Here is a 12,484-nt window from a genome sequence, read left to right on the forward strand (position 1 = left end):
TGAGGCCCATAATGGCCGGCGCGGTTTTGAGGGGAGATGAAGATTTGTTAACTGGACGATGGATTGGGCTTGTGGTTCTGGTCGGCGTGTTGTCCGGTTGCGGCAACGGCGACACGCTGGAGCGCTTCGACGGCCCGACCATGGGTAGCCACTATTCGATTCAATACGTCAGGCATTCCGCCATGCCTGGACCGAAAGCGGTGCAGGCCGAGGTGGAAAGCATCCTTGCCGAAGTGGATCGGCAATTCTCGACCTATCGCAGCGACTCGGACGTCGAACGTTTCAATGCGTTGCCGGCCAATAGCTGTCAGATCATGCCTGGCCCGATCCTGGATTTGGTCCAAGTGGGCGAGCAGTTGTCCGTTCAAAGCGACGGTTCCTTCGATCTGACCGTAGAACCGCTGCTGAACCTGTGGGGCTTCGGTCCCCAATCCCGGGAAGAACAAGTGCCGAGCGCCGAGGCGTTGACCCTGGTGCGCCAGCGTGTCGGCCATGGTCATTTGCGCATCGACGGCGACCGGCTGTGCAAGGACGCGGTGGTGGAAGTCGACTTCAACAGTATCGCCGCGGGCTACGCCGTCGACCGCATCGCCGCCAGGCTCCAGGCCCTGGGTATCGACAGCTATCTGGCCGAAGCCACTGGCGAACTCAAGGCCGTCGGGCGCAAACCCGATGGTTCGGCCTGGCGGATCGCCCTGGAAGAACCACGGGATGATCGGCAAGTGGCAGAGCGTGTCATCGAGGTCAATGGTTACGGGGTTTCCACCTCGGGTGACTACCGTAAATATTTCGAACAGGGCGGCAAGCGTTACTCCCACACCTTTGACGCACGTACGGGTGCGCCGGTCCTACATAACCTGGCGTCAGTCACGGTGATTCATCCTTCGGCGTTGATGGCCGATGGACTATCGACGCTGTTGCTGATTCTCGGTCCTGAACGGGGTTGGGACTATGCCCAGCAGCATGGCATCGGGGTATTTTTCGTATTGCGGGACAATGACCGTTTCGTCGTTCGCACCAATGAGGCATTTGAACGGATGACCAACGGAAAAAACCAATGATGACAGGGCCCTGAAAGGCTACCTGTGGCGAAATAGCGCAGGCAAAACTAGCCTACGACGCGACCAAGGGGTAATGTGCGCGGCGTTGACGCTTCTATAGACTGTGGCCGGGCTCGTGAACCGGCCCCAAATTGTTCCTTCATGCCGCAGGCCGGCATGATTTAGCCGTCGGTGCCAAGTGAGGTGCCACGGCCTGTTCTGAGGAGTACGCATGGCTGTCTACAACTACGACGTGGTGGTACTGGGCTCCGGCCCGGCGGGTGAAGGCGCGGCAATGAACGCCGCCAAGGCAGGGCGCAAGGTGGCGATGGTCGACAGCCGTCGGCAGGTCGGCGGCAACTGCACCCACTTGGGCACCATCCCGTCCAAGGCCTTGCGTCACTCGGTCCGGCAGATCATGCAGTTCAACACCAACCCGATGTTCCGGGCCATCGGCGAGCCGCGTTGGTTCTCCTTCCCGGACGTGCTCAAGAGCGCCGAGAAGGTGATCTCCAAGCAGGTGGCCTCGCGCACCGGCTACTACGCCCGCAACCGCGTCGACGTGTTCTTCGGCACCGGCAGCTTTGCCGATGAGCAGACAGTCGAGGTGGTCTGCGGCAACGGTGTGGTCGAGAAACTGGTGGCCAAGCACATCATCATCGCTACCGGCTCGCGCCCGTATCGCCCGGCCGACATCGATTTCAACCACGCGCGTATCTACGATAGCGACACCATCCTGAGCCTGGGTCACACCCCGCGTAAGCTCATCGTCTACGGCGCCGGGGTGATCGGTTGCGAATACGCCTCGATCTTCAGCGGCCTGGGTGTGCTGGTGGAACTGGTGGACAACCGTGGCCAGTTGCTGAGCTTCCTGGACTCGGAAATCTCCCAGGCCCTGAGCTATCACTTCAGCAACAACAACATCACGGTTCGCCACAACGAAGACTACGACCGTGTCGAAGGCGTCGACAACGGCGTGATCCTGCACCTCAAGTCCGGCAAGAAGATCAAGGCCGACGCCTTGCTCTGGTGTAACGGTCGTACCGGCAACACCGACACCCTGGGCCTGGAAAACATCGGCGTGAAGGTCAACAGCCGTGGCCAGATCGAAGTCGACGAGAACTACCGCACCTGCGTGCCGAACATCTACGGTGCCGGTGACGTGATCGGCTGGCCGAGCCTGGCCAGTGCCGCCCACGACCAGGGTCGTTCGGCCGCCGGCAGCATTGTCGACAATGGCAGCTGGCGCTTCGTCAACGACGTGCCGACCGGCATCTACACCATTCCGGAGATCAGCTCGATCGGCAAGAACGAGCAGGAGCTGACCCAGGCCAAGGTGCCATACGAAGTGGGCAAGGCGTTCTTCAAAAGCATGGCCCGCGCGCAGATCGCCGGCGAGCCGCAAGGCATGCTGAAGATCCTGTTCCACCGCGAGACCCTGGAAGTGCTGGGCGTGCACTGCTTCGGCTACCAGGCCTCGGAGATCGTGCACATCGGCCAGGCGATCATGAACCAGCCGGGCGAATTGAACACGCTGAAGTACTTCGTCAACACCACGTTCAACTACCCGACCATGGCCGAAGCCTATCGGGTAGCGGCCTATGACGGGCTCAACCGGCTTTTTTGAGCGGCTCCGGCCGGTGGCCTGAGCCGGCCGGGGAGACCGATTTCAGCAATTCTCGAGCGTGGCAGTGGCCAAACCGGGAAAGTCTGTAATCAGGCTGTCAACGCCAAAGTCGGCGAGCCTGCGCATCAGCGCGGGTTCGTTGACGGTCCACACCGACACGTGCAGCCCCTGACGCTGGGCCTTGATCAGGCGTTCCGGCGTGCACAGGGTCCAGTTCAGCGCCAGAATCTCGCAGCCGTAACTCTGGGCGACCTTCAGCGGGTCGAGCCAGGCGTATTCGGCCACCAGGCCGCGCGAAATGTCTGGTGTCAGGTCCAGGGCCGCCTTGAGCACTTCCCGGGAGCTGGAGGTGATGGTGATCTTGTCCAGCAGCCCGAAACGCTGGGCCATTTCGCGGATGCCCAGCACGGTGGCGGCGGCGCGGGTGCGTGAAGCGCTCTTGACCTCCAGTTGCCAATGCTCGAAGTCACACTTCTCGAACAGCTCTTCCAGGCGTGGGATCGGGCACGGCTTGATCCAGCCCGGGCCGCCCTTGCGTGCATCGTAAGTCACCAGTTCGGCGGCGGTGTGCTCGACCACCTTGCCCCGGCGATCCGTGGTGCGCTTGAGGGTCGGGTCGTGGATCACCATCAACTCGCCGTCCATCGAAAGATGCAGGTCCAGCTCGCAACGGCGCACGCCGTGCTTGAGGCACTCCTGAAAACCGGTCAGGGTGTTTTCCGGCGCTTCGCCCTTGGCGCCGCGGTGGCCATAAATGAGGGTCACGGTTCTTCCTTATTGATACCTGATTCGTTCAGTTCCCGAGCCAGGCGCCGTTCTTGCGCCTGTTTTTGCAGGATGTAGCGGGCCAGCAACTGGCGCTGGGCGTCGGTAGGGCGTTCGAACTCGGTGCCCACGTCGTAACCATCGCCCTTGGGGTCGCAATGGGTGACCCGTGCCCGCAGCAACAACCCGAGGGCTTGCGGCATCAGCACCAGTTTGATCGACAGATGGGCGCCAACCGCGATCGGTGTGGGGTGCTGGAAGTCGATGCCGCCTTCGGAAATGATCACCGGCTGCGGTTCGCCGATTTCGCCGAGCACCGTCAGGGCAATGACCTGGCTGAGCAGGTCGATGCGTTTGTTCATGGCCTTGAGGTACGCCGCGATGCTGCGTTCGCGCTCGCTGATCTGACGCAGCAGGTGCTGTGACTCGAATTCGCTCAGGTGCAGTTCACTGAGCAGGTTGAACAGTGGAGAAGCATCCTGCAACACTTCCTGGCCAGCAGCTTCAGGAATGGACAGGGGCCGAATTTCCAGTGCGATCGTGTCCTCGATACGGTAGTATTCGCGGCGATCTTCTTCATCTAATGTCGACATGGCGAACCCATGGTAGCGGCGGTGGTCTGAGTGTAAAGCTGGTTTGAGACCCCCGCCACAAGGACGTTCCTTTTCCCTCCGAACAAGCCCCGACATGTTCAGACCTCTCTTCGTATTTATCGGCACGCGTTATACCCGTGCAAAGCGTCGCAATCATTTCGTATCGTTCATTTCCCTGACGTCCATCATCGGGCTTGCCCTTGGCGTGGTCGTGATGATCGTCGTGCTGTCGGTGATGAACGGCTTCGACCATGAGATGCGCACCCGCGTGCTGGGCATGGTGCCCCACGCGACCCTCGAAACCGGCGAGGCCATCAGTGATTGGCCGAGCCTGGCCGCCAAGGTCAAGCAGAACCCGCAGGTGCTGGCCGTTGCGCCTTTCACCCAGATGCAGGGTCTGCTGACCAATGACGGCAAGGTGTCCAAGGTTTTGCTCAATGGCATCGACCCGGGGCTCGAGCGGCAGGTATCGATCATCGATAACTTCATGCAGCAGGGCAAACTCGACGACCTGGCGCCAGGCGGTTTCGGCATCGTCATTGGCGACAAGGCCGCGGCCAAGCTTGGCGTGGCGATCGGCGACAAGCTGACCTTCGTTGCGCCGGAAGTCACCGTGACCCCGGGCGGCATGTTTCCGCGCATGAAACGCTTTACCGTGGTCGGCATTTTTCATGTCGGCGCCGGCGAGCTGGACGGTTACCTGGGCGTCACCAATCTCCAGGACCTGGCGCGCCTGCATCGCTGGAAACCGGATCAGGTCCAGGGCCTGCGATTGAAGTTCGACGACCTGTTCCAGGCCCCGCGTGTGGCCTGGACCATCGCCCAGCAGCTCGGTGAAGACCGTTATTACGCCCGGGACTGGACCCGCACCCACGGCAACCTGTACCAGGCGATCCGCATGGAAAAAGCCATGATTGGCCTGCTGCTGTTGCTGATCGTCGCCGTGGCGGCGTTCAACATCATCTCCACACTGGTGATGGTGGTGAACGACAAGAAGGGCGACATCGCCATCCTGCGCACCCTCGGCGCCACGCCGGGGCAGATCATGCGGATCTTCATGGTCCAGGGCACGGTCATCGGCGTGATCGGTACGTTCGTCGGTGCCTTGGTCGGCATGTTCGCCGCGCTGAACGTCAGCGCCGCGATTGCCGCCCTCGAAGGCCTGATCGGGCACAAGTTTCTCAACGCCGACGTGTACTTCATCGACTACCTGCCGTCGCAATTGCAGGCCGATGACGTGTTGATGGTCTGCGGCGCCGCGTTGGTCCTGAGTTTCCTCGCCACCCTGTATCCTGCCTGGCGTGCCGCGCGCACCCAGCCTGCGGAGGCGTTACGTTATGAGTGAGTCGGGCATGAGTGAAAAAGCTATCTTGAGTTGCCGCAACCTGGGCAAGTCCTACGAGGAAGGTCCGGAGTCGGTGGTGGTGTTGTCGGGCCTGCAACTGGAGTTGCACCCTGGCGAGCGCGTGGCGATTGTCGGCACCTCGGGGTCGGGCAAGAGTACCTTGCTCAACCTGCTGGGTGGCCTGGATACGCCGACCGCCGGCAGTGTCTGGCTGGCGGGCGAAGAACTTTCCGCACTGAACGAGAAGGCCCGTGGCCTGCTGCGCAACCGTTCCCTGGGTTTCGTCTACCAGTTCCACCACTTGCTGCCTGAGTTCACGGCGCTGGAAAACGTCTGCATGCCGCTGTTGATCGGTCGCACGGCGATTCCTGAAGCCCGTCAGCGCGCCACGGCCTTGCTGGAGCGGGTAGGGCTGGGCCATCGCCTGGAGCACAAACCGGCCGAACTGTCCGGTGGCGAGCGCCAACGTGTGGCGATTGCCCGCGCCCTGGTCAACAAGCCTGGCCTGGTGATGCTCGACGAGCCGACCGGCAACCTCGACTCCCACACCGCCCAAGGCATCCAGGATTTGATGCTGGAGCTCAGCACCTCGATGCGCACGGCGTTCCTGGTGGTGACCCACGACATGAACCTGGCCCGGCAGATGGACCGCGTCCTGCACTTGCAGGAAGGTTGCCTGACGCCCATCTGACCGACCGAAACCCGGTACTTGCTGCAAGTGCCGGGTCTTTTATTTTCATACGGTGCCCCGCGAATGTTCAGACCGTTATCGATCTTTATCGGCACGCGCTATACCCGCGCCAAGCGCCGCAATCGCTTTGTTTCGTTCATTTCCATGACCTCGATGATCGGCCTCGCCCTGGGTGTGCTGGCGATGATCGTGGTGCTGTCGGTGATGAACGGCTTCCAGCGCGAAATGAGCTCGCGCATCCTCGGCATGGTGCCCCACGCCACCATCGTCGGTGTCAATCCGATCGACGACTGGCAGCCGGTGGCCGCCGCGGCGCTGAAAAATCCCGAAGTCACCGCCGCCGTGCCGTTCACTGAGATGGAAGGGATGCTCAGCCATAAAGGTTCGATGCAGCCTATCCAGATCAGCGGCATCGATCCGGCCCAGGAAGGCAAGGTGTCCATCGTTACCCAGCACATCGTCCAGGGCCGTCTCGATGCCTTGAAGCCGGGCGAATTTGGCGTGGTGATCGGTGAAATCACCGCCCGCCGTTTTCGTCTGAACGTCGGCGACAAAATCACCCTGATCGTGCCGGAAGTCAGCACCGCGCCAGGTGGTATCACCCCGCGCATGCAGCGGCTGAACGTGGTGGGTGTGTTCAAGGTCGGCGCCGAACTGGACGGCTCCATGGCCCTGATCCACGTGGCCGACGCCGCGCAGATGCAGCATTGGCAGCCGAACCAGGTGCAAAGCGTGCGCCTGGCGGTGAAAGATTTGTACGCGGCGCCGAAGGTCTCCGGGGACATCGCCACCGGCCTGGGCGCGAACTACAAGGCCGACGACTGGACCCACACCCAGGGCAGCCTGTTCAGTGCCATGAAGATGGAAAAGACCATGATCGGCTTGCTGTTGCTGATGATCGTCGCCGTGGCGGCGTTCAACATCATCGCCACGCTGATCATGGTGGTGAACGACAAAGGCGCCGACATCGCGATCTTGCGCACCATCGGTGCCACACCGCGGCAGATCATGGCGATTTTCATGGTTCAGGGCACGGTGATTGGCGTCGTCGGCACGCTGATCGGCGGCGTGTTGGGGGTGATTGCGGCGTTGAACGTCAGTTCGCTGGTGGGCTGGTTGGAGCGGGTCAGCGGCCAGCACATCTTCAGTTCCGATGTGTACTTCGTCAGCAACCTGCCGTCAGAGCTGCAGCGTGGCGACGTGGTGCTGATCTGCTCGGCCGGGTTCATCCTGAGTTTCCTCGCCACCGTGTACCCGGCGTGGCGTGCGGCGAAGATCGAGCCGGCGCAGGCGTTGCGCTACTCCTGATAATCCAGGGGACGACGGCGAGACCCTTGTGGCGAGGGGATTTATCCCCGCTGGGCTGCGAAGCAGCCCTAAACCCCAGCAACTCGGTGCTCCAGACAGATTGAGTTGACTGTTTTGGGGCCGCTTCGCGCCCCAGCGGGGATAAATCCCCTCGCCACAGGTCTGGTGCGCCTTCAATTACCCTTCGGTAGCTCGATCAAAAACCGCGTCCAGCCATCGGCTGACTCGCAGTGGATCTGCCCGCCATGGGCGCGGATGATCGAGCGGGTAATCGCCAGCCCGAGCCCGGCATGTTCACTGCTGCCTTCCTGGCGAGCCGGGTCGGCGCGGTAGAAACGGTCGAACAGGCGCGGCAGCAAGTCTGCTGGAATCCCCTCGCCACTGTTTTCCACGCTTACGCTCACCCCTTGAACCTCATCGACAATTCGTATCCGCACTTCGCCGTCAACGGGGGTAAAGCGCAGGGCGTTGTCCAGCAGGTTGGAAAGGGCCCTGCGCAACATGTTGCGGTCACCCTCGATGCGGCTCTCGCCCTCGCGGCTCAGGCGCACGTTGGCGTCTTCGGCCAGGGGCGCGAAGAAGTCCAGCAGCACGTCCACTTCCTCGGCCAATTGCAGCGGTTCACGATGGGGCGCCAGCAGGCCGTGGTCGGCCTTGGCCAGGTACAGCATGTCATTGACCAGTTGCGCCATCCATTGCAGCTCCTCGAGATTGCTGTGCAGTGCCTCGCGGTAATCCTCCAGGGAGCGCTCGCGGGTGAGGGTGACTTGGGTGTGGGTCAGCAAATTGGATAGTGGCGTGCGCAATTCATGGGCGATGTCGGCCGAGAACGCCGAGAGTCGTTGAAACGCGTCGTCGAGGCGTCCGAGCATGGCGTTGATGCTGTGGGCCAATTCCGCCAGTTCCGCGGGCATTTGCTCTTCGGGCAGTCGGGCGTTGAGAGAGCGGGCCGAGACGCTGCCGGCGATGGCGCCCATGCGCCGCAATGGCCGCAAGGCCCGCCGGGCGGCCCAGGCACCGAGCAGGGCGGTGGCCAGGGCCGAGAGGCCGACGGTCAGCCAGATCAGGCGCTGCATGCGTTGCAGGAAATGCTGGTGATGAGTGATGTCCAGCAACAGGGTCAGTTGTGGTGAATTGGCTCGATCGGGATACAGCGGCGCGTTCAACACCCGGTAGTCGTTGTCGGCATCACTGAGAGTCGAAAGGCCGGGCTGCTCCGGCAATTGAGCCGGAATCCGGATCGAGCTGTCGTACCAGCGCACCCCATCGCTGTCCTTGATGCGCAGCGCCAGGTCGGCCTGACGGCTCAGTTCATCTGCCAGGCGACTCTGGGCCTGCTCGGCATTGAGGTCCTGCAGGGCGCGGCGCAGTCCGATCAGTTTGCCTTCCAGCAGTTGTTGGTCCAGCTCGATGAAATGCGCCTCGCTGCCACGGCTGAACAACACCCCGGCAAACAGCGACACTACGGCGGTGCAGGCAGCGAACAGCAGCGCCAGCCGGCTACTCAGTGACCACCGGCCCCTCACAGGCTGCGCTCTTCAAGCACATAACCCATGCCTCGCACGGTGTGGATGAGTTTGCTGGGGAACTCATCGTCAATCTTGATTCGCAGGCGTCGTATCGCGACTTCGATGACGTTGGTGTCGCTGTCGAAATTCATGTCCCAGACCTGGGACGCGATCAGCGACTTGGGCAGTACTTCGCCCTGGCGACGCAGGAGCATTTCCAGCAGGGCGAATTCCTTGGCGGTAAGGTCGATGCGCCGACCGCTGCGCTCGACGCGACGGCGGATCAGATCCAGGCGCAAGTCGGCCAGTTGCAGGCTGGTTTCCTGTTGCGTCGAACTGCCTCGACGCAACAGGCTGCGCACCCGTGCCAGCAACTCGGAAAAGGCAAAGGGCTTGACCAGGTAATCATCGGCGCCCAGCTCCAGGCCGTGGACCCGATCCTGCACCGCGTCCCGCGCGGTGAGGAACAACACCGGGGTATCCAGCCCGGCTCCACGAACGGCTTGCAGGATCTGCCAACCGTCGCGGCCGGGCAACATCACGTCGAGGATCAGCAAGGCGTATTCACCGCTCAAGGCCAGTTGCTGGCCGGTGATCCCGTCGGCTACCAGGTCGGCGTTGAACCCGGCTTCGCCCAGGCCTTGGCGCAGGTACTGGCCGGTTTTGGTTTGGTCTTCGACGATCAGCAGTTTCATGGGCGGCTCAATGCAGGGTTGGAACGAGGGCGTTATACCGTGGCAGGCGGGCTCGTGGTGCAACCTGACAAAGTTGTAATCGAACTGTCAGCCGACTGGCAGGCCTGTAACGCTAGAGTTTCCCACAAGCTGAAACTGATTGGAGTATGGACATGTTGATGGGAAACCGCTTGATCCTGGCCGCTTGCGCACTGGCCCTCAGTGCATCGTCGTGGGCCTCGCCGGGCCATTTCGATTTTGGCCAGCCTGCGCCGGCAGCCAAGGCCAGTCGCAGCATCGAGGTAGTGATGGGCGACATGACGTTCGAGCCCGGCGCCCTTGATATCAAGGCCGGCGAGACGGTTCGATTCGTGCTGATCAATAAAGGCCAGTTGCTCCACGAATTCAACCTGGGCAGCGCCGCCATGCACGCCGACCATCAACAGGAAATGCTCAAGATGCAGCAGAGCGGCCAGTTGATGCCGACCGCGATGAAGCCCGGGATGGACCATGGCGCCATGGGGCACGACCAGGCGAGCATGCGTCACGATGACCCCAACAGCGTATTGGTGGAACCGGGCAAAACCGCCGAGCTGACCTGGACCTTCAGCAAGGCCACGCGCCTGGAGTTTGCCTGTAATGTTCCCGGGCATTACCAGGCCGGGATGAAGGGCGACCTGACAGTCAGTCAGTAAGCACTCAAAGGCTGCGGCAAAGGCTGTTAGAATCCGCTGATTCTTCAGTCAGGTTTCTGTCATGCATCCCGCAGCCGAACACTCGCCGCTGGGCAAGTCCAGCGAATACATCGCCACGTACACGCCGTCACTGCTGTTTCCGATCCCGCGCACCGCGAAATGGGCGGAGCTGGGCTTGACGGCCGAGACCCTGCCGTACAAGGGCGTGGATTTCTGGAACTGTTTCGAACTGTCCTGGCTGCTGCCGTCCGGCAAGCCGGTGGTGGCCATCGGTGAATTCGCGATCCCGGCGGATTCGCCGAACATCATCGAGTCCAAATCCTTCAAGCTGTACCTCAATTCCCTGAACCAGACGCCGTTCGCCGATACCGCGAGCCTGGAAGCGACCCTGCGCCAGGACCTGTCGGCGGCTGCCGGCAAAGCGGTGAGCGTGCGGATCCGCAGCCTCAAGGATGTGGAAAGCGAAGGCATCGTGGCGTTGCCCGGTACGTGCATCGACGATTTGGACATCAGCGTCGACTCCTACGCGCACCCGCGCCCGGAGCTGTTGCGTTGCGATGCGTCGCGTATTGTCGAGGAAAGCCTGCACAGCCACCTGCTCAAGTCCAACTGCCCGGTGACCAGCCAGCCGGACTGGGGCAGCGTGGCGGTGGAATATCGCGGTGCGGCCCTGGACCACGCCAGTTTGCTGGCCTACATCGTCAGCTTCCGCCAGCATTCGGATTTTCATGAGCAATGCGTGGAGCGGATCTTTCTTGACCTGCAGCGCTTGCTCAAGCCAGAGAAGTTGACGGTGTATGCGCGGTATGTGCGTCGTGGTGGGCTGGACATCAACCCGTATCGCAGTACTGAAGCGGTGCAATTGCCGAACCATCGTTTGGTCCGCCAATGAGTATCTAATGTGGCAGCGGGCTTGCTCGCGAAGGCGGTGTGTCAGTCGACATCCATTTGGTTGACACACTGCTTTCGCGAGCAAGCCCGCTCCCACAATGGATTGCATTTCACATTGCCGACATAAAAAAGCCCTGCTGGCGATAGCAGGGCTTTTTGCATTTAAAGGGTTCAGATCCCCATACTGCCCAAGGCTTGCACGATATTGCGTAACGTCCCGGCAAGGGTGGGATGTTCCACCTCGAAACGCTCGACAGCCAGGTTCACATTGTCGGCAAGGTTGTTGTCCGGGGTTTTACTTTCCAGCTCAAGCTCGAGTTCGATCTGTTGCATCAGCGCGTGCAGGTCTTCGCGCTCGGCTTCGGAAAGTGGTGGATTCTGTTCCAATTGCTCGCGCAGGTTATTGAGCTGGTTTTGCAATTCGCGGGCAGGCATTGGCGTACTCCCTTTATTGATAGGCACAGCCATGGACCGCGACGGCTGGTCAAAAGTCCATGGCTTGCCTTAAGAGTAATCCACCCTCACGCACCCTGCATGATCCCGGTCATGGCTTCTCGCCTTTGAGTCGACGCAGGCTGATATCCGCCAGGCAAGTGTCGAGTTCACCCAGGTGGTCGATCACCGAGTGCACTCCCAAACCGAACAATTGCACAGTGGCCTTGGCGCGCTTGGTTTCCCGTTCCTGTTGGCTCAACGCCTGCCATTCGCTCGGCGTCAGGCCACACAGCGAACCACAGGACGCCAGCCCGATGGTCCACAAACCGGCGTTGAGTCCTGACTGCAACAGCCTGGGTTCGCCGCTGACCAATACGCAGCCGTCCAGTTGTTGAACGTTCAGCGCCATCAAGGCTTGCCAGCAGGCATGCGGTGCCGGCCAAGGATTATTTGTTGCAGGAAGTTGCGGTGGTTTGATCCATGTCGGCAATGAAGCCGCGAGGGCGTGACTGACGGCAGGTGGCAACTCGTCGAGCCAGGCGCAGGGGATTTCCTGGCGCTGCAAGTGTTGCAAGCTCTCAAGGGCGCCTGGTGTGGGCTGCGCATGCTCGACTGGCGCTGCCCCTGACTGACGGATGCGCGCGCCGAAATCCACCAGGCATCCGCTCAGGCCAAACAGTACGGCGGTCAGGCTGGAGGCGGGGAGGGGGAGGGCTTCGGCGCGGGGCATGGGAACGTCCTTGAAATAACCAGCAGCCTAATGGGCCTCGATGACAGTCCGGTGACAGTGAAGTGAAGGGGGCCGGTCGCGGAAAAGTCCTACGATCTGCGTGCTTTCGGTACTGCCTATCCACGCGTTCCGTCTTATACTAGCCACCTTACCGCCTGGGCTCGGCGCCCTTGCCTGAATAA

General features: G+C 61.5%; 13 protein-coding genes. 7 read left to right on the forward strand and 6 right to left on the reverse strand.

What is annotated here, in order from left to right:
- Positions 1-71: 71 nt before the first annotated feature.
- Positions 72-1,061: an FAD:protein FMN transferase gene (locus AC30D9_RS17920; protein ID WP_490144501.1), complete on the forward strand. Its 990-nt coding sequence runs from the start codon at positions 72-74 to the stop codon at positions 1,059-1,061.
- Positions 1,062-1,272: 211 nt separating this feature from the next.
- Entirely contained in the window at positions 1,273-2,667 is a 1,395-nt protein-coding gene (gene sthA, locus AC30D9_RS17925; RefSeq protein WP_003183399.1) for a Si-specific NAD(P)(+) transhydrogenase, read from the forward strand.
- Positions 2,668-2,709: 42 nt separating this feature from the next.
- Here the strand turns inward: sthA and AC30D9_RS17930 are convergent, their stop codons facing one another.
- Together AC30D9_RS17930 and AC30D9_RS17935 are read right to left on the reverse strand one after the other, a co-directional pair.
- Positions 2,710-3,432 carry a glycerophosphodiester phosphodiesterase gene (locus AC30D9_RS17930; protein ID WP_134923516.1) on the reverse strand — a complete coding sequence of 241 codons (723 nt, stop codon included), beginning with the start codon at positions 3,430-3,432 and terminating at the stop codon, positions 2,710-2,712.
- Complete coding sequence (locus AC30D9_RS17935) at positions 3,429-4,025, reverse strand: PilZ domain-containing protein (protein WP_134923517.1); 597 nt, start codon at positions 4,023-4,025, stop codon at positions 3,429-3,431. Before AC30D9_RS17935 ends, AC30D9_RS17930 begins: the two co-directional genes overlap by 4 nt.
- Before the next feature lie 94 nt (positions 4,026-4,119).
- Here AC30D9_RS17935 and AC30D9_RS17940 point away from each other — a divergent pair, with 94 nt between their 5' ends.
- From AC30D9_RS17940 to AC30D9_RS17950, 3 genes are all read left to right on the forward strand, one after another.
- Entirely contained in the window at positions 4,120-5,370 is a 1,251-nt protein-coding gene (locus AC30D9_RS17940; protein ID WP_134923518.1) for a lipoprotein-releasing ABC transporter permease subunit, read from the forward strand.
- Between the two features lie 7 nt (positions 5,371-5,377).
- Positions 5,378-6,061, forward strand: coding sequence for a lipoprotein-releasing ABC transporter ATP-binding protein LolD (gene lolD / locus AC30D9_RS17945; protein ID WP_162843734.1), 684 nt, complete (start codon positions 5,378-5,380; stop codon positions 6,059-6,061).
- Between the two features lie 63 nt (positions 6,062-6,124).
- Positions 6,125-7,369 carry a lipoprotein-releasing ABC transporter permease subunit gene (locus tag AC30D9_RS17950; RefSeq protein WP_490144502.1) on the forward strand — a complete coding sequence of 415 codons (1,245 nt, stop codon included), beginning with the start codon at positions 6,125-6,127 and terminating at the stop codon, positions 7,367-7,369.
- Positions 7,370-7,542: 173 nt separating this feature from the next.
- Here AC30D9_RS17950 and AC30D9_RS17955 read toward each other — a convergent pair whose 3' ends face one another.
- Both AC30D9_RS17955 and AC30D9_RS17960 read right to left on the reverse strand, forming a co-directional pair.
- Positions 7,543-8,895, reverse strand: coding sequence for a heavy metal sensor histidine kinase (locus tag AC30D9_RS17955; RefSeq protein ID WP_490144503.1), 1,353 nt, complete (start codon positions 8,893-8,895; stop codon positions 7,543-7,545).
- Complete coding sequence (locus tag AC30D9_RS17960) at positions 8,892-9,572, reverse strand: heavy metal response regulator transcription factor (protein WP_134923521.1); 681 nt, start codon at positions 9,570-9,572, stop codon at positions 8,892-8,894. Before AC30D9_RS17960 ends, AC30D9_RS17955 begins: the two co-directional genes overlap by 4 nt.
- Before the next feature lie 152 nt (positions 9,573-9,724).
- Here AC30D9_RS17960 and copI point away from each other — a divergent pair, with 152 nt between their 5' ends.
- Together copI and queF are read left to right on the forward strand one after the other, a co-directional pair.
- On the forward strand, positions 9,725-10,246 hold the full coding sequence (gene copI, locus AC30D9_RS17965) for a copper-resistant cuproprotein CopI (RefSeq protein WP_134923522.1): 522 nt from the start codon (positions 9,725-9,727) through the stop codon (positions 10,244-10,246).
- A gap of 61 nt (positions 10,247-10,307) precedes the next feature.
- The gene (gene queF, locus AC30D9_RS17970) at positions 10,308-11,138 is read left to right on the forward strand and encodes an NADPH-dependent 7-cyano-7-deazaguanine reductase QueF (RefSeq protein WP_134923523.1); all 831 of its coding nucleotides are present in this window, start codon (positions 10,308-10,310) and stop codon (positions 11,136-11,138) included.
- A 170-nt stretch (positions 11,139-11,308) separates the two neighbouring features.
- On the opposite strand, the gene AC30D9_RS17975 is transcribed toward queF, so the two are convergent.
- The gene (locus AC30D9_RS17975) at positions 11,309-11,572 is read right to left on the reverse strand and encodes a DUF4404 family protein (RefSeq protein ID WP_134923524.1); all 264 of its coding nucleotides are present in this window, start codon (positions 11,570-11,572) and stop codon (positions 11,309-11,311) included.
- A 109-nt stretch (positions 11,573-11,681) separates the two neighbouring features.
- Positions 11,682-12,302, reverse strand: a complete 621-nt coding sequence (pcrP, locus tag AC30D9_RS17980) for an HAD superfamily inactivated hydrolase PcrP (protein WP_134923525.1) — start codon at positions 12,300-12,302, stop codon at positions 11,682-11,684.
- Positions 12,303-12,484: the final 182 nt, after the last annotated feature.

It is taken from the genome of Pseudomonas sp. DF11, assembly GCF_058148565.1.